The 21,702-nt window shown below is 70.3% G+C and carries 21 protein-coding genes; 12 read left to right on the forward strand and 9 right to left on the reverse strand.

The features are described from left to right. Positions 1-208 precede the first annotated feature (208 nt). From HW837_RS19660 to HW837_RS19675, 4 genes are all read left to right on the forward strand, one after another. Positions 209-1,489, forward strand: a complete 1,281-nt coding sequence (locus HW837_RS19660) for an extracellular solute-binding protein (RefSeq protein ID WP_045559024.1) — start codon at positions 209-211, stop codon at positions 1,487-1,489. 228 nt (positions 1,490-1,717) lie between these two features. Then, entirely contained in the window at positions 1,718-2,701 is a 984-nt protein-coding gene (locus HW837_RS19665) for a carbohydrate ABC transporter permease (RefSeq protein WP_193381524.1), read from the forward strand. Continuing rightward, the gene (locus HW837_RS19670) at positions 2,698-3,540 is read left to right on the forward strand and encodes a carbohydrate ABC transporter permease (protein WP_093791928.1); all 843 of its coding nucleotides are present in this window, start codon (positions 2,698-2,700) and stop codon (positions 3,538-3,540) included. The genes HW837_RS19665 and HW837_RS19670 overlap by 4 nt, the downstream gene beginning before the upstream one ends. A 9-nt stretch (positions 3,541-3,549) precedes the next feature. Then, positions 3,550-5,118, forward strand: a complete 1,569-nt coding sequence (locus HW837_RS19675; protein WP_045559021.1) for a glycoside hydrolase family 3 protein — start codon at positions 3,550-3,552, stop codon at positions 5,116-5,118. 324 nt (positions 5,119-5,442) lie between these two features. Here HW837_RS19675 and nagB read toward each other — a convergent pair whose 3' ends face one another. Next, positions 5,443-6,228, reverse strand: coding sequence for a glucosamine-6-phosphate deaminase (gene nagB, locus HW837_RS19680; RefSeq protein WP_045559020.1), 786 nt, complete (start codon positions 6,226-6,228; stop codon positions 5,443-5,445). Between the two features lie 611 nt (positions 6,229-6,839). Between nagB and HW837_RS19685 the strand changes: the two genes are divergently transcribed. Next, positions 6,840-8,306, forward strand: coding sequence for a sensor histidine kinase (locus tag HW837_RS19685; protein ID WP_045559019.1), 1,467 nt, complete (start codon positions 6,840-6,842; stop codon positions 8,304-8,306). Positions 8,307-8,561: 255 nt separating this feature from the next. Here the strand turns inward: HW837_RS19685 and HW837_RS19690 are convergent, their stop codons facing one another. Next, positions 8,562-8,819, reverse strand: coding sequence for a WhiB family transcriptional regulator (locus HW837_RS19690; protein ID WP_003992873.1), 258 nt, complete (start codon positions 8,817-8,819; stop codon positions 8,562-8,564). A gap of 319 nt (positions 8,820-9,138) precedes the next feature. After that, complete coding sequence (locus HW837_RS19695; protein ID WP_093791924.1) at positions 9,139-10,110, reverse strand: diacylglycerol/lipid kinase family protein; 972 nt, start codon at positions 10,108-10,110, stop codon at positions 9,139-9,141. Between the two features lie 163 nt (positions 10,111-10,273). Here HW837_RS19695 and HW837_RS19700 point away from each other — a divergent pair, with 163 nt between their 5' ends. Then, on the forward strand, positions 10,274-10,726 hold the full coding sequence (locus tag HW837_RS19700; RefSeq protein ID WP_086786472.1) for a hypothetical protein: 453 nt from the start codon (positions 10,274-10,276) through the stop codon (positions 10,724-10,726). A gap of 95 nt (positions 10,727-10,821) precedes the next feature. On the opposite strand, the gene HW837_RS19705 is transcribed toward HW837_RS19700, so the two are convergent. The 3 genes from HW837_RS19705 to HW837_RS19715 all read right to left on the reverse strand — a co-directional run bounded on the left by HW837_RS19705 (position 10,822) and on the right by HW837_RS19715 (position 12,957). After that, complete coding sequence (locus HW837_RS19705) at positions 10,822-11,970, reverse strand: SigB/SigF/SigG family RNA polymerase sigma factor (protein ID WP_078853593.1); 1,149 nt, start codon at positions 11,968-11,970, stop codon at positions 10,822-10,824. Further along, complete coding sequence (locus HW837_RS19710; protein ID WP_033525425.1) at positions 11,967-12,380, reverse strand: ATP-binding protein; 414 nt, start codon at positions 12,378-12,380, stop codon at positions 11,967-11,969. Before HW837_RS19710 ends, HW837_RS19705 begins: the two co-directional genes overlap by 4 nt. A gap of 316 nt (positions 12,381-12,696) precedes the next feature. Continuing rightward, positions 12,697-12,957, reverse strand: coding sequence for a UBP-type zinc finger domain-containing protein (locus HW837_RS19715; protein WP_045559016.1), 261 nt, complete (start codon positions 12,955-12,957; stop codon positions 12,697-12,699). A 59-nt stretch (positions 12,958-13,016) separates the two neighbouring features. Here HW837_RS19715 and HW837_RS19720 point away from each other — a divergent pair, with 59 nt between their 5' ends. Continuing rightward, the gene (locus HW837_RS19720) at positions 13,017-14,612 is read left to right on the forward strand and encodes a Na+/H+ antiporter (RefSeq protein ID WP_045559015.1); all 1,596 of its coding nucleotides are present in this window, start codon (positions 13,017-13,019) and stop codon (positions 14,610-14,612) included. Here the strand turns inward: HW837_RS19720 and HW837_RS19725 are convergent. Together HW837_RS19725 and HW837_RS19730 are read right to left on the reverse strand one after the other, a co-directional pair. Then, complete coding sequence (locus HW837_RS19725) at positions 14,609-15,559, reverse strand: 1-aminocyclopropane-1-carboxylate deaminase/D-cysteine desulfhydrase (protein WP_313895646.1); 951 nt, start codon at positions 15,557-15,559, stop codon at positions 14,609-14,611. The genes HW837_RS19720 and HW837_RS19725 overlap by 4 nt on opposite strands. Before the next feature lie 56 nt (positions 15,560-15,615). Further along, the gene (locus tag HW837_RS19730) at positions 15,616-16,206 is read right to left on the reverse strand and encodes an N-acetylmuramoyl-L-alanine amidase (RefSeq protein ID WP_177262099.1); all 591 of its coding nucleotides are present in this window, start codon (positions 16,204-16,206) and stop codon (positions 15,616-15,618) included. Positions 16,207-16,506: 300 nt separating this feature from the next. On the opposite strand from HW837_RS19730, the gene HW837_RS19735 reads away from it, so the two are divergent. Together HW837_RS19735 and HW837_RS19740 are read left to right on the forward strand one after the other, a co-directional pair. Further along, positions 16,507-17,913 carry a family 2B encapsulin nanocompartment shell protein gene (locus HW837_RS19735; RefSeq protein ID WP_045559012.1) on the forward strand — a complete coding sequence of 469 codons (1,407 nt, stop codon included), beginning with the start codon at positions 16,507-16,509 and terminating at the stop codon, positions 17,911-17,913. A gap of 111 nt (positions 17,914-18,024) precedes the next feature. Continuing rightward, positions 18,025-19,224, forward strand: coding sequence for a family 2 encapsulin nanocompartment cargo protein polyprenyl transferase (locus tag HW837_RS19740; RefSeq protein WP_045559011.1), 1,200 nt, complete (start codon positions 18,025-18,027; stop codon positions 19,222-19,224). Between the two features lie 135 nt (positions 19,225-19,359). Here HW837_RS19740 and HW837_RS19745 read toward each other — a convergent pair whose 3' ends face one another. Further along, complete coding sequence (locus tag HW837_RS19745) at positions 19,360-19,944, reverse strand: TetR/AcrR family transcriptional regulator (protein ID WP_093791920.1); 585 nt, start codon at positions 19,942-19,944, stop codon at positions 19,360-19,362. A 160-nt stretch (positions 19,945-20,104) separates the two neighbouring features. Here HW837_RS19745 and HW837_RS19750 point away from each other — a divergent pair, with 160 nt between their 5' ends. From HW837_RS19750 to HW837_RS19760, 3 genes are all read left to right on the forward strand, one after another. Next, on the forward strand, positions 20,105-20,689 hold the full coding sequence (locus HW837_RS19750) for a dihydrofolate reductase family protein (RefSeq protein WP_193382680.1): 585 nt from the start codon (positions 20,105-20,107) through the stop codon (positions 20,687-20,689). Between the two features lie 127 nt (positions 20,690-20,816). Then, positions 20,817-21,173: a hypothetical protein gene (locus HW837_RS49630; protein WP_045559008.1), complete on the forward strand. Its 357-nt coding sequence runs from the start codon at positions 20,817-20,819 to the stop codon at positions 21,171-21,173. 57 nt (positions 21,174-21,230) lie between these two features. Further along, positions 21,231-21,644 carry a YciI family protein gene (locus HW837_RS19760; protein ID WP_045559007.1) on the forward strand — a complete coding sequence of 138 codons (414 nt, stop codon included), beginning with the start codon at positions 21,231-21,233 and terminating at the stop codon, positions 21,642-21,644. Positions 21,645-21,702: the final 58 nt, after the last annotated feature.

Here is a 21,702-nt window from a genome sequence, read left to right on the forward strand (position 1 = left end):
ATAAAGGTTCCTGCATATGTAGGTCGCATAACGGCTGGTGGGAGGGGGTTCGAGCACCCTTGACACAGTGAATGGTCTGAGCCAAGCTCCGGCGTACTGGTCTACACCATTGGTCCAGGTCCTGGCCCCATGGGCGGTACGTCTGTCACCGCGGGGAGCAGGGGGGTTTGTGGCATCCCTGAGCAATGGCATCCCTGAGGAGGGTGGCGTGAAGAGGAAGCTGACGACCGCGATCTGTGTCGCGGGCATGATGGTCTCCATCGCGGCGTGCGGGGGCGGCGAGAAGAAGAGCTCGGACACCGGCGCCGACACCAAGGAGCTGACGGTCTGGCTCACGGTGGACGCGCAGAACAACTGGCCGGAGCTGGTCAAGGCCGCCGACGCGGCGATCGAGAAGAAGCACCCCGGCATCACGATCACGCACGAGTACTACGGCTGGCCCGACAAGAACGCCAAGCTCGACGCCGTCCTCGCCACCGACAAGGCCCCCGACGTGGTCGAGATGGGCAACACGGAGATGCTCGCCTACATGGTCAAGGGCGCCTTCGCCCCCTTGGACCAGGCGAAGTTCGACAACGCGGACGCCTGGCTGGACGGCCTCAAGGCCTCCGTCACCTACGAGGGCAAGACCTACGGCGTCCCGTACTACGCCGGTGGCCGCGTCGCCAACTGGCGCAAGGACGTCTTCGCCGCCGCGGGCGTCAAGTCCCCGCCGAAGACGTACGACGAGCTGACCGCCGCCCTCGACAAGGTGCAGAAGAAGCAGGGCGACAAGTTCAGCGCCTGGTACCAGCCCACCCGCGACTGGTACGCGGCCATGTCCTTCGTCTACGACGCCGGCGGCTCCATAGCCGTCGAATCCGGCGGCAAGTGGAAGGCCAACCTCTCCTCCCCGGAGTCCGTCAAGGGCCTGAACGAGTTCAAGAACGTCGTCGACACGTACATGCACGGCGACAAGACCAAGGACGAGTCCGACCGGTACATCGTCTACGGCCAGGGCAAGTCCGGCATGATCTTCGCCCCCGCCTGGGAGGGCGCGACCGCCGCGGCCAAGGAGAACGACAAGACCGGCAAGCTCGAAGGCAACGTCGAGAACTTCGTGATGCCCGGCCCGTCCGGCAAGAACCTGCCCGTCTTCCTCGGCGGCAGCGACCTCGCCGTCCCGGTGAAGTCCGACGCGCAGACCGTCGCCGCCGAGTGGATCAACGCCTTCACCGGGCCGGCCGGGCAGAAGGGGCTGATGGAGAAGGGCAACCTGCCCAACAACAAGACCGACCTCGCCACGCTGAAGGACGACCCGGCGACGGCGGTCCCGGCCACCGCGGCGGAGTCCAACTGGTTCGTGCCGATGGCACCGGGCTGGGGCCAGGTCGAGAAGGCGCAGATCCTGCAGACGATGCTGCAGTCCATCGGCACCGGCAAGCAGTCGGTCGAGGAGGCCGCGAAGACGGCGGACGCCGAGATCGACAAGGTCATCAACAACGAGTGAGGTGACCTGCCGGTCGGGCCCGGCCGTGGTGGCCGGGCCCGACCGGGAGTAGCCGCACGAGCCCGGTGTTCGTGGGTGACACAGGACAGTGCCGCGACGGTGTGCCGGTTCGCTGCCGGTGCGTCGTGGCTGGTCGCGCAGTTCCCCGCGCCCCTCGACGGCCGCTGCGCGGCCCATCGCGGGGCCGGGGGCTGCCTGGCCCCCCTCTTCACTGCTTAGGAGTGCGGGATGAGTGCCGCAGATACGACCACTGCCACCAAAGTGCCGCCGCGGCAGGCGTCGCCGCCGAGCGTCCCGGAAGCACCGACGAGAAAACGGACCTCCGGCGGAGCCGCCGTGCCCTGGGCCCTGCTGGCCCCCTGTCTGCTGATCCTCGCCGTCGTCCTCGGCTACCCGCTCGTCCGTCTCGTCGCCCTGTCCTTCCAGGAGTTCGGCCAGTCCCAGCTCTGGGGGTTCAAGCCGGCGGAGTCCGTCGGCTTCGACAACTTCGCCGAGGTGCTCGGCGACGGCGAGTTCTGGGCCGTCGTCGTCCGCACCATCGTCTTCGCCGCCGCCTGCGTCGTCTTCACGATGGTCATCGGCATGGCGATCGCCCTGCTGCTCCAGCGGGTCTCCGGCTGGGTGAAGACGCTCATCAACATCGCGCTCGTGGCGAGCTGGGGCATGCCGATCATCGTGGCCACCACCGTCTTCAAGTGGCTCTTCGACTCCGACTACGGCATCTTCAACGCGCTGCTCAGCAAACTCCCCGGCGTCGACATGATCGGCCACAACTGGTTCGCCAGCGGACCCGAGGGCCTGGCCGTCATCACGCTGCTGGTCGTCTGGGGCGCGGTGCCGTTCGTCGTCATCACCCTCAGCGCCGGACTCACCCAGGTCCCCAAGGAGTTGGAGGAGGCCGCCCGCCTCGACGGCGCCGGTTCCTGGGGCGTCTTCCGCTATGTCACCCTCCCCATCCTCAAGCCCATCATCGTGATGCTCACGACCCTCTCCGTCATCTGGGACATGGGCGTCTTCCCCCAGGTCTTCGTGATGCGCAACGGCCACCCGGAGGCCGAGTTCCAGTTGCTCACGACCTACTCGTACGACAAGGCGTTCGTGGTCAACGACTACGCGCAGGGCTCCGCGATCGCCCTGCTCACCGTGCTGCTTCTGCTCGGCGTGATCGGCGTCTACATGCGTCAGATGCTGAAGATCGGAGAGGTCGAATGAGTACCGCCACCGCCTCGGGCCCCCGGAAGTCCAAGCTCGGCTGGAACCTCCTCGGTCTGTTCGTCTTCGTCACGGCCGGCTTCCCCGTCTACTGGATGCTCAACACGGCGTTCAAACCGGCGAAGGACGCGATCGACCCGGACCCGAGCCTGCTGCCGACGTCGATCACCTTCGCCAACTTCGGCCGGGCGCTGGACATCGCGGACTTCTGGGGTCCGGTCGGCCGCAGCCTCGTCGTCTCCCTGACGGTCGTCGTGATCGGCATCGTCGTCGGCATGCTGGCCGCCCTGGCCATCTCCCGCTTCGCCTTCCGCGGCCGCAAGGTCGTCATCGTCGGCATCCTGGCGGTGCAGATGGTCCCGCTGGTCGCCATGATCATCCCGGTCTTCCTGCTCCTGAACGACCTCGGCCAGTACGACCGTCTGACCGGCCTGATCATCACCTACCTGACGTTCATCCTCCCGTTCACGGTGTGGACCCTGCGCGGCTTCATCGTCAACATCCCGCGTGAACTGGAGGAGGCGGCCATGGTCGACGGCTGCTCCCGCACCACCGCCTTCATCCGCGTGGTGTTCCCCCTGCTGGCCCCCGGCATGGTGGCGACCTCGGTCTACGGCTTCATCCAGGCCTGGAACGAGTATCTGTACGCCCTGATGCTGATGAGTCAGCAGAACCAGACCGCGACCGTCTGGCTCGGCAACTTCACCACCAAACACGGCACCGAATACGCCCCGATGATGGCCGGCTCCACCATGATGGCCGTGCCGATCGTCGTCCTCTTCCTCCTCGTCCAGCGCAAGATGGCCGCGGGCCTCACCGCGGGCGCCGTGAAGGGATAACCGACCCTCATGTCACCGACGACATTCGCCACCGGCTCGCCCGGTTCCCCCTCCGGACAGGACGGGCTCACACGGGACGCCCTGACGGTCCTCCAGCCCGGCTTCACCGGCACCACCGCCCCCGACTGGCTGCTGCGCCGCGTCGGCGAGGGACTCGCCTCCGTCGGTCTCTTCGGCCGCAACATCGTCTCGCCCGGACAACTCGCCACCCTCACCGCACAGTTGCGCGCCGAGCACGAGGACGTCCTGGTCGCGATCGACGAGGAGGGCGGCGACGTCACCCGCCTCGAGGTCCGCACCGGCTCCTCCTTCCCGGGCAACCACGCCCTGGGCGCGGTCGACGACGTGGACCTCACCAGGCAGGTCGCGTTCGCCCTGGGCCGCCGTCTGGCGGAGTGCGGCGTCAACTTCAACTGGGCCCCGTCGGCCGACGTGAACGCCAACCCGTCCAACCCCGTCATCGGGGTGCGCTCCTTCGGCGCCGACCCCGGCCTGGTCGCCCGCCACACGGCCGCCTACGTCACCGGTCTCCAGGCAGCGGGCGTCGCCGCCTGCACCAAGCACTTCCCGGGCCACGGCGACACCGCCGTCGACTCCCATCATTCCCTGCCCCGCATCGACGCGGACCGCTCGCTCGTGGACACCCGGGACCTGGCCCCCTTCCGGGCCGCCATCGCCGCCGGATCGCGCGCCATGATGAGCGCCCACATCCTGGTCCCGGCCCTCGACCCCGACCTCCCGGCAACGTTGTCCCGGGGCATCCTCACCGGCCTCCTCCGCGACGAGCTGGGCTACGACGGCCTCATCGTCACCGACGGCATGGAGATGCAGGCCATCGCCGGCACCTACGGCATCGAACACGGCAGCGTCCTGGCGCTCGCGGCCGGGGCCGACGCGATCTGCGTCGGCGGCGGCCTCGCCGACGACGAGACCGTCCGCCGTCTCCGCGACGCCCTCGTCACCGCCGTCCGCACCGGCGAACTCCCCGAGGAACGCCTCGCCGACGCGGCGAACCGGGTCCGGGCACTGGCACGGTGGACACGATCGGCCGCCGGGGGAGCGGAAGCCCCCGACGGGACGCCGCCCGAGCCCCTCGGGGAGACCGGCCCCGCCGGGGGCGGCGGCACGGGCGGGGGCATCGGCCTCGTGGCTGCCCGCCGCGCCCTGACGACGACCTACGCGGAGCCCTACGACCCGCCCACCCAGCCCGTGTACGTCGCGGCCTTCACTCCGGTGGCGAACATCGCCGTGGGCGACGAGACCCCCTGGGGCGTCGGCGCGGAACTGGCCCGCCTCCTCCCCGGCACCGAGACGGGCACCTTCGCCGGCGACAGCGCCGGTGCCTCCGCCCTCGCGGTCGCGGGCACCCGCCGGATCGTCGCCGTCGTCCGCGACGAACACCGCCACCCCTGGATGACCGCCGCCCTGGACGTCCTCCTCGCCACCCGCCCGGACACGGTCGTCGTGGAGATGGGCGTCCCCCAGTCCCCACCCCGAGCCGCCCTCCACATCGCCACGCACGGCGCGGCCAGGGTCTGCGGCAGAGCGGCCGCGGAGATCATCGCGGGGACGCGCTAGCGACGGGGCGCGCCGGCGACGGGGGGCGCGCTGGCGGCGGGGGGCGCGCCGGCGACGGGGGCGCGAGCGGCGCACGACAGGCGTCGGTGCCGGTACGGACGTACGACCGACACCGGTGGCGCCGAAGCGGCGCGTACTCGGCAGAGGCTCCGAAGCCTCCGGCACGCCGGCGGGAGCCCGGCCACGCGGGTGGCCGGCGGCGGGTCCCCCAGCCACCCGCGACGACCCGCCCCCACCCCCACCCCTACATCGGCCCCCCACACATACATCGGCGCCACAGCCCAGCTCACCGGGCCGTGGCGCCGATGGCGCGCTCCTCGCCGGCTAGATCCCCTGCCAGTCGGGCTTGTTGTCGTACGTGTGCCGGAAGTAGTCCGCCAGCTTCAGCTTCGACGCGGCGCCCTCGTCCACCACGACGGTCGCGTGGCGGTGGAGCTGCAACGCCGACGCCGGGCACACCGCCGCCACCGGCCCCTCCACGGTCGCCGCGACGGCGTCCGCCTTGCCCTCGCCCGTGGCGAGCAGCACCAGGTGCCGGGCCTCCAGGATCGTGCCGATGCCCTGGGTGATCACGTGGTGCGGCACCTGGTCGATGTCGCCGTCGAAGAAGCGCGCGTTGTCGATCCGGGTCTGCTCGGTGAGCGTCTTGATCCGCGTCCGGGAGGCGAGGGACGAGCACGGTTCGTTGAACCCGATGTGCCCGTCGGTCCCGATGCCGAGCAGCTGCAGATCCACACCCCCCGCCTCGGCCAGCGCCCTGTCGTACGCCTCGCTCGCCCCCGCCACGTCCTCGGCGGTGCCGTCGGGGCCCATGAAGGCGTCCATCCCGAGCCCCAGGGGTTCCAGCACCTCCCGCCGCAGGACCGAGCGGTACGACTCGGGATGCTCGGCGGGCAGCCCCACGTACTCGTCGAGCTGGGCGACCCGGGCCCGGGAGACGTCCACGGCACCGGAGCGCGCCTTCCGGGCCAGCGCCTGGTAGATGGGCAGCGGGGTGGACCCCGTGGCCACCCCGAGCAGCGCCTCGGGCTTGCGTCGGAGCAACTCCGCCATCGCCTCGGCTATGAGCTCGCCACCCGCCTTGGCATCCGGAACGATGACAACTTCCACGCTGGGCCTGCCGATCTGGAAAGTAAGGACTCAAGAGGACTCGACCGGAACCTGCGGGGTCAAGCACCTTTCATGTGGTGTAGACCAATCTAGCAGGGGTCGCCCCTTCCCCACAGGGGTCTTTGCGGGAGGCGGCCGCGTGCGTGAGACCGGTCACCGGGGCGGTGACGCTGTTCCCGGCCCGCGCCCGGGCGAAGCGGGCTACGCTGCCAGTGGACCCGTCCGTGGATGTCGGACGAGGGAACAACAACAAACATCCGCCAACGCATGGACACACGCAGTGGTCTAGTCAACAATGCGTGGTAGTGCGTGTGATCGATCAGCGGCCAGCCGCCGGTGATCGCGCACGACGACAAGCCTCCGTCTTCCCCGCACAGGAAGGCGGACCGAGGACCCGGCGCTCTCTGCCCTGACTGCTCCGGATCCTCATCCTTCGGCCGACCGGGACCGCACACCCCACGGCCGATGTTGCTCCGGGCTGCGGTGCCGGGAGGGCTGAGGGTCCCTCTCAGGCGCCGCGGCCCGCGGGTGTCCCCGGGCCCGTACCGGCCACACCCCCACTGTTTCCGGTCAGGTCCGTACCGCCAGGTACGCTCGCACACGTGCCCTCCATGAACGAACTCGTCCGCCAGCACACCGCCCTCAGCGACTCCGACCTGGAGTGGCTGCATCTGCTGGTGTCGGAGTGGCAGCTGCTGTCCGACCTCTCCTTCGCCGACCTGGTCCTCTGGGTCCCCACGCGCGACGGCACCCGCTATGTCTCCGTGGCCCAGATGCGCCCCAACACCGGCCCCACCTCGTACCAGGACGACATGGTCGGCCACCTGGTCCCGCGCGGCCGCCGGCCCCTGCTCGACGCCGCGCACGACGAGGGCCGGATCGTCCGCGAGGGCGATCCGGAGTGGCGCGAGGAGGTGCCCGTACGGGTCGAGTCCATCCCCGTGCGCAGGGAGGGCCGCGTCCTCGGCGTCATCGCGCGCAACACCAATCTGCTGACCGTGCGGACCCCGAGCCGTCTGGAGCTGACGTACCTCCAGAGCGCCTCCGACCTGGCCCAGATGATCGCCGCGGGCGCGTTCCCGTTCCCCGACCAGCAGGTCGACATGGACGCCTCACCGCGCGTCGGCGACGGGCTGATCAGGCTCGACGCCGACGGCATCGTCCAGTACGCCTCCCCGAACGCCCTCTCCGCCTACCACCGCCTCGGCCTCGCCGCCGACCTGGTGGGCTGCCACCTCGGCCGTACGACCGCCGAACTCGCCCCCTCCCGGGGCCCGGTGGACGAGGCGCTCGCCAAGCTGGCGAGCGGGTGGGCGCCGCGCGAGTTCGAGATCGAGTCCGACGACGGGGTGATCCAGTTCCGCGCGATCCCGCTCAAGCCCAAGGGGCCGCGCATCGGTTCGCTGGTGCTGCTGCGGGACGTGACCGAACTGCGGCGCCGCGAGCGCGAGTTGATCACCAAGGACGCGACCATCCGGGAGATCCACCACCGGGTGAAGAACAACCTCCAGACCGTGGCCGCGCTGCTGCGACTCCAGGCCCGGCGCATCGAGTCCGAACGCGGCAGGGAGGCCCTCGAAGAGGCCGTACGGCGGGTCGGGTCGATCGCGATCGTGCATGAGACGCTGTCCCAGAATCTGGACGAGCGGGTGGAGTTCGACGAGATCGCCGACCGCGTGCTGGCGATGGTCGCCGAGATCTCACCGGGCAAGGTCGCCGGCCGGCGCACCGGACGGTTCGGCATCCTGGACGCGGAGGTCGCCACCCCGCTCTCCATGGTCCTCACCGAGATCCTGCAGAACGCCCTCGAACACGGTTTCCGCGAGGGCGACACCGGCACGGTCGAGGTCTCGGCCGTACGCGGCGGCTCCACCAAGGACACCCGGCTGCTCGTCACCGTGCAGGACGACGGCGTCGGCCTCCCCGAGGGCTTCGACCCGCACCGCTCGGGCAACCTCGGCCTGCAGATCGTACGGACGCTGGTGGAGGGGGAGTTGGGCGGTACCTTCGACATGGTCCCGGCGCCGGAGCAGGGCACCCAGGTGATCCTGGACATCCCGGTGCGGGCCCAGAAGTAGCGGGCGTACGGCGATCGCGCCGGCCGGGACACCACGGTCGGCGTACGGGAAACGGCACCCAGCCTCTTCGCGCCGGCAACGCCACTGAGGGTCTTCGTACCGGGAACAGCACCGAGCCCCGGACCAACGTGTGGTCCGGGGCTCGGGCTCGTGGCTGATTAAGCGCACCGGGGGTACTGCGCGCTGCGGCTCGGGGGCGGGAGAAGCGCACTCGCTGTGCGCGCCGCCAAGCTCAGGCTATTGCTGGGTGGGATGTCAGGCGGATGCCTGACGGGCCCGGTTGCGGGCGGCGCGGCGCTTCATGGCGCGGCGCTCGTCCTCGCTGAGACCACCCCAGACGCCGGAGTCCTGGCCGGACTCAAGCGCCCACTGCAGACACTGCTCGATAACCGGGCAGCGACGGCAGACAGCCTTGGCTTCCTCGATCTGCAGCAGCGCAGGACCGGTGTTGCCGATGGGGAAGAAGAGCTCGGGGTCTTCCTCGCGGCAAACGGCGTTGTGACGCCAGTCCATGGCTGCTACCTCTCCTTGGTATTACATGCACGTTAGCTTGTGAATGTGAACGCTTTCACGAATCCCTCAACAAGTGAAGGGCCGATCACCAGGCGGACTGGTGTGGTCCTGTGGGTTGAGGAGGGGTTCTGGCGCTTGCTTGAGCCGGTGTTGCGGGCTGTCCCGAGCGCCACGTAGAGACTCGCAAACCTCGGCGGCGGATACAACCCCTTCCGGAAAGTTTTTTTTGATTCCTCGGTGTCGACTGTGTCACAGCCGTACTTCCATGGGGTGGATCCTGGCCTAAACGTTCGAGTGGAAGGACTTTTGCCCGTTCCGCTCACACAATCACACGCAGTGCACGGCGTACGCCTGTGAACGTCACGCTCGTACGCAGTCCGAGGTGGTCGCCGTCCATCTGGAGGGGGAGGGGGACCTTCGAATGCAAGGTGAAGTCGGTCAGATCGTGCAGGGTGGTGGCGTGCTTGCCCTGGGGTCCGCGCTCGGGGGACGAAGTGAGCAACTGTGTGCCATATCGGGCGAGTGCGGGCGTCGACATCCGGCTGAGACCGAGCACGTCGAGACCTTTATCGAACGAGGCCTTAGGCGACGCGTACACCGGGCGATTACCCAGAAACGTCCACGGGGACGTGTTGCAGACTATGGACAGCACAAGATCGGAAATCGGATCCTCGCCGGCCCGCTCCAAAGTGATCGTGCCGAGCCTGCGATGGGGCTCTTCCAGAAACTGCCGGAAAGCCTGACGCAGGTAAAGGGCGTGTGTGGATTTCCGTCCGCGTTCCCGCTGTTGCTCGACCCGGCCGATCACCCCCGCGTCGAATCCCAGGCCGGCGCAGAACGTGAACCAGCGGGACGGCACCGCCTCGTCCTCCGTGCCCGGGGTGCCCGAGGCCATACCCAGGCCGACCGTGCGCTCCCGGCTCTCGCGCAGGGCGTCGAGCAGGACGCCGGTCGCCTCCACGGCGTCGTTGGGCAGGCCCAGGGCGCGGGCGAAGACATTGGTGGAGCCGCCGGGGACCACGGCGAGACGGGGGAGGCGGTCGGGGTCCGGGCCGTGGTGCAGCAGGCCGTTCACGACCTCGTTGACCGTGCCGTCGCCGCCGAGCGCGACGACCAGTTCGATGTCGTCCTTGCCCTCGGCGGCCTGGCGGGCGAGGTCGCGGGCGTGACCCCGGTACTCGGTGGTCACCGCCTCCAGTTTCATCTCGCTCGCGAGAGCGTGGATCAGCACATCGCGCGTACGTGCGCTTGTGGTGGTTGCCGCCGGGTTGACCACGAGAAGTGCACGCATGAGTTGCAGGGTACCTACTGGGTGGTACCCGGCCCATACCGAGGTGCGGATCAAGGGGGAGATCAGGTAGTGACGATGAGCACGCGGGGGGCGCGCGGACGCGGGGTGCGTGCCCGGCACCGGGGGCGGAGGGGGCGACGGGGGCGAGGGCTACCCTTCAGGAGTGAGCCCTGAGCAGACCCCCGTGCCGGACACCTCCGACGCCGAGCGCCGCCCCGGGCGGCTGACCGCCGCGGCCGCGCTGGCCGCGCTGGAGGGGGTGGCCCTGCTGGTGGGCGGCGGGGCCATGCTCGTCGTCGGCCTCACCGGTGACTCGGACGACCTGAGCACCGGCGTCACCGGCGGCATCACCCTCGTCGCGCTGGCCCTGCTGCCGCTGATCGCCGCGCGCGGCCTGCTGCTGCGGCGGAGCTGGAGCCGGGGCCCCGCCGTCATCACCCAGATCATGGCGCTGCCGGTGGCCTACAACCTGCTGCGCGCCGACAGCGTGGCGATCCCGGCGGGCATCGCCCTGGCGGTGATCGCGGTCTCCGCCCTGGTCCTGCTGCTCAACCCCGCCACGACCCGGGCCCTCGACATCCAGGGCCCCGGCCGCGCCCAGGAACCGAAGGCGTAACGGGCGGACGGTCACGGAGGTGCTCGCCGGCTCCCGGGAACCGAGGAGTCCGGGCGCCGACGGCTCTTGGAACCGTCGCTCCCGGCCGCTCCCCGCTACTCCTCGACCAGCAGCTTCTCCCGCAGTTGGGCCAGGGTCCTCGCCAGCAGTCGGGAGACGTGCATCTGGGAGATGCCGACCTCCTGGGCGATCTGCGACTGGGTCATGTTGCCGAAGAACCGCAGCAGCAGGATCCGCTTCTCGCGCGGCGGGAGGTCCTCCAGCAGCGGCTTCAGCGACTCCCGGTACTCGACGCCCTCCAGCGCCTCGTCCTCCGCGCCGAGCGTGTCCGCGACGGCCGGCGACTCGTCGTCGGTGTCGGGGACGTCCAGCGAGAGCGTGGAGTACGCGTTGGCCGACTCCAGGCCCTCCAGGACCTCCTCCTCCGAGATGGCCAGCTTCTCGGCCAGCTCGTGCACCGTCGGGGAGCGTCCGTGCTGCTGGGACAGCTCGGCCGTGGCCGTGGTCAGCGCGAGCCGCAGCTCCTGCAGCCGACGCGGCACCCGCACCGCCCAGCCCTTGTCGCGGAAGTGCCGCTTGATCTCGCCGACGACCGTCGGGGTCGCGTACGTGGAGAACTCCACCCCGCGGTCCGGGTCGAAGCGGTCCACCGACTTGATCAGGCCGATGGTGGCGACCTGGGTCAGGTCGTCCAGCGGCTCGCCGCGGTTGCGGAACCGGCGCGCGAGGTGCTCCACGAGCGGCAGATGCATCCGGACGAGCCGGTTGCGCAGCTCCGCGTACTCCGCACTGCCGTCCGGCAGGGCGCGCAGCTCCACGAACAGGGCGCGCGCCCCCGTGCGGTCGTGAGGGTTGTGCTGTGCGCTGCGCACGCTCTGCGCGCCCGCCTCGTCGTGTCGCTCGTGCTCGCTCATAGTCCCGCCCGCCGTCACCGTTCCCCCAGCCCTCGACTGTGCTCGAGCGGGGGAGGCCCCAGTCCGCCCTCGTGAGGACGTGGTGCTCCGTAGGGCACCCTCCGGATCCCGTTGCCCGTCGGAGGGCGTCTCGTCGTCGGACGGCTCCGCCCACCGAGACGCTCCGGCCGCCGCCGAGGACTCGTCCTCCGGGTGCGGCCGGGCCTGCTCGGGGATGCCGTCGACGCCGTCCGCCAGATGCGCCGGCCCACTCGGACCGCCGTCGTCCTCCGCGGGCAGTTCCCGTGTGCCGCGTTCTTCGTCCCGCACCGGCCCGTCCCCGTTCCTCACGCCGGCCCGGGTCCCGCGCCGCGCTGTTTGTAGAGGCTGATCGAAACGGTTTTGTCGTCGGCCACCGCGGAGGAGACCTTGCCCGCCAGGGCCGACAGCACGGTCCAGGCGAAGGTGTCGCGCGAGGGGGCGTGGCCGTCCGTCGTGGGGGCCGAGACCGTGACCTCCAGCGAATCGTCGACCAGACGGAAGACACAGCTGAGCACCGAGCCGGGCACGGCCTGCTGAAGCAGGATCGCGCAGGCCTCGTCGACCGCGATGCGCAGGTCCTCGATCTCGTCGAGGGTGAAGTCCAAACGGGCCGCGAGGCCGGCCGTCGCCGTACGCAGCACCGACAGGTAGGCACCCGCGGCCGGCAGCCGGACTTCCACGAAGTCCTGGGTCCCGGGCTCGCCTGCGATCTGGGACACCCTCACCTCCAAGGTGGTACAAGCTTTTTCGGGGGCCGAGGGTCGCCCCCCGGGGTAACGCGCTACGTGGTTCAGCGGTGACGCTATCGCGCTACCGAGCGCCGTGTCCTCGGGGTCCTGAGGACCCCACCCCATGCTGTCACTCATAGTAAGCCTATGAATACGCTCGGTGGCTAGAGGTCTGCGGGCCTCAAATAGGAAGAGCGCGCGCCGGATTGACGTACCCAGGCGCCGGACCGCCGAACCGTGTCACACGAGTACGTCGACGTGTCACGGGGTGACATGGTTCCGTCGTACGACGTCTCGGTCGTGTTCGTCAAACCAGTACATGGTCCACGAAGCACCAGCGCCAGGTCTCGCCGGCCTCGAACGTGCGCATGATGGGATGGCCGCTCTCCTTGTGGTGCTCGGTGGCGTGGCGCATCGGGGAGGAGTCGCAGCACCCCACGTGCCCGCACTCCAGGCACATCCGCAACTGCACCGGGTGGCTCCCGGCGGCCAGGCACTCCGGGCAGGTGTCGCTCAGCGGTTCGGGCTCGGGGTGCGGCAGCGCGTCCGTGTGCGTGCACTGTTTCATGATTGCCAGGTTACGACGGGCGCGCGGAACCTCGCGCGGAAACGAAGGCGGCGGAAGCGATGCACTTTTTGCCCTTGCTGTTGCTGGTCGCAGGGAGTGCGACGGTCGCCGGTGCCGCCCGGCGTACGCCGGTGCCCGCCCCACTGCTGCTGGTCGCGGCGGGGCTCGCGGTGTCTTATGTGCCCGGAGTGCCCCACTACGAGCTCGACCCCGAGATCGTCCTGCCGCTGATCCTGCCCCCGCTGCTGTACACCGCCGCCAGCGACAGCTCCTACCTCGACCTGCGGGCCCAACTGCGGCCCGTGGCCCTGCTGTCGGTCGGCTACGTCCTCTTCGCGACCCTGGCCGTGGGCTGGGCCGCGTACCTGATCGTGCCCGGGTTGCCGCTGACCGCCGCGCTGGTGCTCGGCGCGATCGTGGCGCCGCCGGACGCGGTCGCGGCGACGGCGGTCGCCCGGCGGGTGGGGCTGCCGTCGCGGATCACCACGATCCTTCAGGGTGAGTCCCTGGTGAACGACGCGACCGCGATCACCGCGTACCGGGTGGCCCTCGCGGCCACCATCGGCGAGGGCGCGAGCTGGACCGGCGGGATCGTGGAGTTCCTGGTGGCGGCGGTCGGCGGCGTCGTGGTGGGCCTGGCGCTGATGGTGCCCATCCACTGGCTGCGCACGCACCTCAAGGAGGCGCTGCTGCAGAACACCCTCTCCCTGCTGATCCCCTTCGTCGCCTACGGGCTCGCCGAGTGGGTGCACGCCTCCGGGGTGCTCGCCGTGGTCGTCGTCGGCCTCTACCTCGGCCACCGCAACTGGCAGGTCGACTTCGCCACCCGCCTCCAGGAGGAGGCCGTCTGGAAGATGGTCGCCTTCCTGCTCGAATCCGCCGTGTTCGCCCTCATCGGACTCCAGCTCCCGGTCGTCCTCGAAGGGCTCGGCGAGTACGAGGGAATCCGCGCCACCTGGTACGCCGTGGCCGTCTTCCTCGTGGTCGTGGCCTCCCGCTTCGTCTGGGTCTATCCGGCGACCTACCTGCCGCGCATGGTCTCCCGACGCATCCGGGAACGCGAGGTCGACCCCACCTGGAAGGGGCCCTTCGTCATCGCCTGGGCCGGCATGCGCGGCGTCGTCTCGCTGGCCATCGCCTTCTCGATCCCGCTCACCGTGCACGGCGGGGAGGACTTCCCCGAGCGGAACCTGATCCTGTTCCTGACCTTCACGACGGTCATCGGCACGCTCGTCATCCAGGGGCTGACCCTGCCGCCGCTGATCCGCTTCCTGAAACTGCCGGGCCGCGACCAGCAGGCGGAGACCCTCGCCGAGGCCAACGCCCAGGCGCAGGCGTCCCGAGCGGCCGAGGCCCGCCTCGACGAACTCCTCGCGAACGAACGCAACGAACTCCCGCCCCCGCTCGTCGAACGCCTTCACACGGTCCTCGAACGGCGGCGCAACGCCGTCTGGGAACGGCTCGGCGCCGTGAACCCGGTGACCGGCGAGAGCGTCGACGACACCTACAGCCGCCTCTCCCGCGAGATGATCGGCGCCGAACGCGAGGTCTTCGTCAAGCTGCGGGACGGCAGGTACATCGACGACGAGATGCTGCGCACCCTGCTGCGAAGGCTGGACCTGGAGGAGGCTGCGGTCTACCGCGAGGCCTCCTAGGGTCTGTCCGGCGGGCCCTCGGGCACGCGCTCCGGGAACGGGCGGCCCGTGATCACCGCCGCGAGCGTCGTCCCGCGCGGGAAGGCGCCCTCTCCCGCCAGAGTGACAAGTCCGTAGAGCAATTTGGCGACATAGAGATGCTCCATCGGGAGCATGTGGCGGATCTCGAAGTCGTCCGCGAAGGCGTCCAGTTCGGGCGAGGTCCGGGCGTAACCGCCGAAGTGGAAGCGGTCGTCGAGGCTCCAGTCGCCGCGCGGGCCGCCGAACGCCTTCTCCTGAAGCTGTCGTATCTCCTCGTCGAGGAAGCCGCCCTTGAGAACCGGAATGCCGAGGGCGCGCTGGTCGGGGGCCAGTCCCGCGGCCAGTCCGGCGAGGGTGCCGCCGGTGCCGCAGGCGAGGGCCACCACGTCGGCCCGGCCGCGCAGCTCCGCGCCGAGGTCCTGACAGCCCCGCACGGCGAGGCTGTTGCTGCCGCCCTCGGGGACCACGTACGCGTCCTCCGCGCCGGCGGCCCGGAGGACGGCCGCCAGGGTGGCCGGGTCGGACTTGTGGCGATACGTCGATCTGTCGACGAAGTGCAGCCGCATGCCGTCCGCCGCGCAGCGGGCCAGCGACGGGTTGAGGTGGCGGCCGGCCAGTTCCTGGCCGCGCACCACGCCCACGGTGGGCAGGCCCAGGAGGTGGCCCGCGGCAGCCGTGGCGCGCAGATGGTTCGAGTAGGCACCGCCGAAGGTGAGCAGCGGGCGGCCCGCCGCCGCGCGCAGGTTCGGGGCCAGTTTGCGCCACTTGTTGCCGACGAGCCGCGGGTGGATCAGATCGTCGCGCTTGAGCAGCAACCGGAGGCCGCGGCGAGCGAAGCGCTCGTCCGCGACCTCCTGGAGGGGTGACGGCAGCCTGGGCTTCAGGACGGTGGTGGGGTCGTCGGGGGCGGAGGGCTGGCCGGTCACATGGCCATTGTCGGACACATGACCGGTGGGTGTCGGCCGCGCCCGCCGCCGGGGTCCTATTTCAGGCGGTCCCGGACGCGCTCTCTCATGCCGGCCATGGAGAAGCCTCGTGGGTCGACCTTGCCGGGCTGCCATTCGAGGTGCCCGATGACGGACCGCTGGTTCCAGCCGTGGTGACGGCAGACGGCGGCCGAGACCCGCTCGATGGCTTCGAGCTGTGCCGCCGGCCAGGGGTCCTCGCCGTCGCCGAGGTTCTCGCACTCGAAGCCGTAGAAGTGACGGTTGCCGTCGGTGTTGGCCTCGTTGTCCTTGGGCAGCGCCTTCTCGGCGATCACGGCCCGCAGGACGTCGTCGTCGCCCAGACCGGCGTGGTTGGCCCGGCCGTAGCCGACGAGGTGCACCCGGCCGTCCTTGGTGATCACACCGTGGCACAACGGGCCGGGCAGACCCGAGTACCCGTCACGGCAGATACGGACGGTGCGTTCGCTGCCGGACGTGACGGTGTGGTGGATCATCACGCCGTGGACGGGCCCCCACGGGCCCACGTGGTTGCGGTTGTGATGTTCCCAGTCGCCGACCTCGACGACCCGGACGCCCTCGTTCTTGAGGACGGTGAGAAACCTGCTCGCGGACATGGGTGGGGCCATGGCCGGCTCCTTCGTGCCGTGCGACGGCCGCTGGTCGTGGCCGCCTCGTACGCGGTGTGTACCCCAACTCGCGGTGTGGGCGAGGCGGACGAGGGGGCGCGCGGATGGATCCGGTCAGATTCGGCGGGGGCTCGTACGGGGGTGCGAGTGGCCGACAGAAACAGTGGGCTTGCCCAGTCTGCGAAGATCCATTCCCGCTCTTTCGGGTAATAGCATCAGCACGCTCCGTGATGCAAGGCTGGATCGCGAGATCGGTGACCGCGATCAGTGCTGTCAGTGCATACCCGGAGGGGAATCCGCATGTCGGTAGGCGAAGAGGTTCGCTCGCAGCAGGACAGGCCGCAGCAGAGTCTCGGCACGGCCGCTGCCCGGAACCTGGCCACCACCACGAAGTCCACGCCCCAGATGCAGGAGATCAGCTCCCGCTGGCTGCTGCGCACCCTGCCGTGGGTGAATGTGCAGGGCGGCACGTACCGGGTGAACAGGCGGCTCACCTACGCGGTCGGCGACGGCCGCGTCACCTTTGTGAAGACCGGCGACCGGGTCGCCGTCATCCCCGCGGAGCTCGGCGAACTGCCGGCCCTGCGGACCTACGAGGACATCGACGTCCTGGGCGAGCTGGCCCAGCGGTGCGAGCAGCGGGAGTTCGCGCCCGGCGACGTCCTGGCCGAATTCGGCAGCCAGGCGCAGGAGGTGTTCCTGCTCGCGCACGGCAAGGTCGAGAAGGTCGGCACCGGCCCCTACGGCGACGACGCTGTCCTCGGCGTACTGGCCGACGGCGCCTACTTCGGCGAGCAGTCCCTGCTCGACCCCGACGCGATCTGGGAGTACACGGCCCGCGCGGTCACCGCGTGCACGGTGCTCGTCCTGCCGCGCCAGGCCGTCGAGCAACTCGCCGAGCGCGCGGAGACGTTGAGCGAGCACCTTCAGGAGCAGCGCGCGATCCCGTCGCAGCGCACCAACAAGTACGGTGAGAAGGAGATCGACCTCGCCGCCGGCCACAGCGGTGAGCCGGACATCCCGCACACCTTCGTCGACTACGAGGCCGCGCCGCGCGAGTACGAACTCAGCGTCGCCCAGACCGTCCTGCGCATCCACACCCGCGTGGCCGACCTCTACAACCAGCCGATGAACCAGACCGAGCAGCAGATCAGGCTGACGGTCGAGGCGTTGAAGGAACGCCAGGAGCACGAGCTCGTCAACAACCGGGAGTTCGGCCTCCTCCACAACTGCGAGTACGACCAGCGACTCCAGCCGCACGACGGTGTGCCCAGCCCGGACGACCTGGACGAACTGCTCTCCCGGCGCCGGGGCACCAAGCTGCTGCTCGCCCACCCGCGCGCGATCTCCGCGTTCGGCCGCGAGCTGAACAAGCGCGGACTGGTCCCGGAGACCGTCGACATCGCCGGCAACCGCATCCCCACCTGGCGCGGCGTGCCCATCTACCCGTGCAACAAGATCCCGGTGACCGAGGCCAGGACCACGTCGATCATCGCCATGCGTACCGGCGAGGAGGACCAGGGTGTCATCGGTCTGCGGGCCGCGAGCATCCCCGACGAGATCGAGCCCAGCCTGTCGGTGCGGTTCATGGGCATCAACGAACAGGCGATCATCAAGTACCTCGTGACGGCCTACTACTCGGCCGCGGTCCTGGTCCCCGACGCGCTCGGCGTGCTGGAGAACGTCGAGATCGGCCGCTGGCGGTGACCCTGTCCGACCGGACGCCGTGTCCCCGCCCGCCAGGGCGGGGGCGCCCCGCGCGCACGCGCGCCCACCCGGCGGGACCACCACCGGCCGCGGCCTCGCCGGGGCGACCCCATGAGTGAGTCCGTGACGGAGACGAAGCGGAGCGCCGCCGGCCCGGTCCCGAGGCCGGCGATGGTCGTCGAGCGGAAGCGGAGGGGAACTCTGGAGCCGGAAGGGGAGACGGAACCGGGGAAGGACCCGCCCGCCCCCGGTGCCGACGGACCGGCCGGCCGGGCGGGCGCGGCGAGCGGCCTCGACGGACATGAGGCGGCGGAGATCCTGGAGCGGGCACGGACGTCGGTCGATCCCGAACTGCGCAGGGCCGTCGGGTCGTTACCCGGTTCGCTGCGCCGGGTCGCGCGTTACCACTTCGGCTGGGAGGACGTGGACGGCACCCCGGTCACGGGGAACGCCGGCAAGGCGATACGCCCGGCGCTGGTGCTGGCCGCCGTCGCCGCGCTCGGTGGGCGTGAGTCCGCCGCCGTGCGGGCCGCCGCCGCGGTGGAACTGGTGCACAACTTCACGCTGCTGCACGACGACGTGATGGACCGGGACACCACGCGCAGACACAGGGCCACCGCGTGGACGGTGTTCGGGATCCCCGACGCGATCCTGGCCGGGGACGCGCTCCAGGCCCTGGCCCAGCGGCTGCTCGCCGAGGATCCGCACCCGGCGTCGGCCGCGGCCTCCGCCCGGCTCGCGGCCTGTGTCGTCGAACTGTGCGCGGGCCAGCAGACCGACACCGAGATGGAGGGGCGCCGGCCGGAGGAGGTCACTCTCGACGAGGTGCTCGTCATGGCCGAGGCCAAGACGGGTGCGCTGCTCGGCTGCGCCTGCGCGGTGGGCGCCCTGTACGCGGGCGCCGGCGAGGAGGACGTCGAGGCCCTCGACGCGTTCGGGCGGGAGGCCGGGCTGGCCTTCCAGCTCATCGACGACGTGATCGGCATCTGGGGCGACCCGAGTCACACCGGCAAGCCGGCCGGGGCGGATCTCATGATCCGCAAGAAGTCCCTCCCGGTGGTCGCCGCGCTGGCCTCGGGCACCCCGGAGGCCGCCGAACTCGCCGAGCTGTACGGACTGCCGTTCGAGGAGGGGGACCTGGAGCGTACGGCGTCGGTGGTGGAGCGGGCCGGTGGGCGCGACTGGGCGCAGATCCAGGCCGCCGACCGCATGGCCAGGGCCATGCACGAACTCTCACGCGCGGTCCCGGACCCGGAGTCGGCCGGAGGACTCCTCGCCCTGGCCGAGTTCGTGACGCGCCGCAGCAGCTGAGGTCGGCCGAGGGGCGCTGGATGCTCCGGAGGCGTCGTGCCGTGCGGACCTGACCCCGCGCGGTGGCGGTGCCTTCGGGTGGTCGGCGGGTCCCGCACATCCCCACGGTGTGCGGGGCCCGCCGGTTCTTCGTCGCTACGGGACGATCGTTCTCACGACCCGTTCCATCAGGCCGTCCGGGGCGGGCACCCCGGGGAGGGCGTCTTCGAGGACGTCCGGCAGGGTCAGGTGTTCGAGCAGAAGGCCCTGCATGGCCAGGTAGAGCACCATGACGGTCTCGTCGCCGCCGGGGAGGCCCGCCTCACGGTGGAACCGCATGCCGAAGTCGAGTTCGCCGCGCACCGACTCGGTGTACGAGGCGTAGAGGGCCGGGCGGCGGGTGGCTTCGAGGCGTAGTTCCAGGTGGGCCAGGTAGCCGGTCCGGTCCCCGGTGACGCGGGCCAGCAGATCACGCATGAGGGCCGTGACCAGGGAGCGGTCCTTCGGCGAGGCGAGCAGCTTCTCGACCACGGCGGGGTCGGGGGCCAGGCGTTCCTTCAGCCGTGCGTCGATCTGATGGAGCAGGGCGTCGCGGTCGGCGAAGTAGTTCGACGCGGTGCCCACCGGGACGGCGGCCTCGGCGTCCACCGCGCGGAACGTCAGCCCGCGTGCGCCCTCGCGGGCCAGCACCGCCACCGCGGCGTCCAGCAGAGCGCCCCTGCGCTCGGGGTTCCTGACCATCCGGACTCCTCCGTACTCATTGCCTCGTACCTAAATCCCTTGCAACCACTACAGATGAAGTACTATAACTGACGTGGTTGCAGGGGGGGTGTGGCGTCGAATGGCCGCCGTCGGCTCTGACGCGACTTGTCTGTCCGTCCGACGAGGAAAAGAGACCGATTTGCGCAAGCTCACGTACCTCATCGCGTGTTCGATCGACGGGTTCATCGGAGATCCGAACGGTGACGCGTCCTACATGTATCCCTACGTCGTGGGTGAGTACGCCGAGTACGTCATCGCGGCGTACCCGGACACCAACCCGGTCCATGTCCGTCGGCTCATCGGCACCGATGGTCTGCCCAACAAGGACTACGACACGATCATCCAGGGCCGAGCCAGCTACGACGTGGCGCTGAAGGAGGGCATCACCAGCCCGTTCGCCCATCTGCGCGAGTACGTCGCCTCGCGCACGCTGAAGAAGTCGCCCGATCCGAACGTCGAGATCATCTCCGACGACCTGGTCGGCAAGGTCCGCGAACTCAAGGCGGAGGACGGCGATCTCGGCATCTACCTCTGCGGCGGCTCGGTGGTCGCGGGAGAGCTGGTCGACGAGATCGACGAGCTGATCATCAAGACGTACCCGGTCGTGCAGGGAAGCGGCATGCCGATGTTCGGCTCCGGATTCGCCCTCACCGAGTTCACGCTCGACGACGTGCGCGGCTTCGACAACGGGGTCGTCGTGCGGAAGTACAGCAGGAAGCGCTGAGCGTCGGCTCCACGCGCCCGTTCGGCCCGCACGTTTCCCGGCAGGCTCCGGGCGGCGGCCCCGGGCGGCGGAGATTGCCGGTGCACGGCGGGGAGCGCACCGATCCCGTCGGCCATACCCTGAGCACATGGGCATCGACGAGCATGTCTGCCCGGTCTGCGGACAGCCTGTGGCCACGGTCGTACGGCGACACAAGACGCTGGGCGCGTGGGTACCCGTGTGGGGTCCGAGTCCGTGCAGGAATCACGAGTGCGCGGCGTACGTCGACGAGGCCGTCGAGGCCGCGGAGGCCGCCGCGGAGAAGCCCCGGGCGGTGGCCCGGCGGACGCACGGGAGCCATGGTGGGCATGGCGGTCACGGTGGTCGTGCGGGTCAGGCCGATCACGCGTCAGCCGAGTCGGCCGGGGTGACGGAGTCGTCCCCGGCGGCCGTGGCGGCTCCGGCCGAGGAGAGGACCGAGGCGAGGACCGAGGAGAAGGCCTGACCGGGCGGTCCGGACTCGGCCCCGGCTCAGGCCTGCGGCAGACGAAGGAGCGGACTCATGAAGTTCCTGATGATGGTCCAGGGCACGCAGGCGGACTACGAGGGCATGCGGGGCACTGCCTCCGAGCACTCTCCCGCCTGGACGCAGGAACAGTTGCGGGCCATGTACGCCTATATGAGCGCGATCAACGACGACCTCACCGAGAGCGGGGAGATGCTCGACGGGCAGGGCCTGGCCGAGCCGGCGAGCACGCGGTTCGTCACGGCGGACGCCGACGGCAAACCGGTGGTCACGGACGGGCCGTACCCGGACACCGCCGAACTGCTCGCCGGGTACTGGCTCCTGGACTGCGCCGACCTGGACCGGGTCACGGAGATCGCGGCCCGCGTCGCCCAGTGCCCCGGCCCCGAGGGGCTCAAGGAGTACCCGGTGGTCATCCGCCCGGTGCTGGAAGGGGCGGAGGACATCTGAACGGCGGTCGTGTCGCCTGAACGGCGGTCGTGTCGCCCCGAGCTCCGCCGCCCCGAGC

This window comes from Streptomyces caniscabiei, assembly GCF_014930365.1.
Taxonomy (GTDB): Bacteria; Actinomycetota; Actinomycetes; order Streptomycetales; family Streptomycetaceae; genus Streptomyces; species Streptomyces caniscabiei.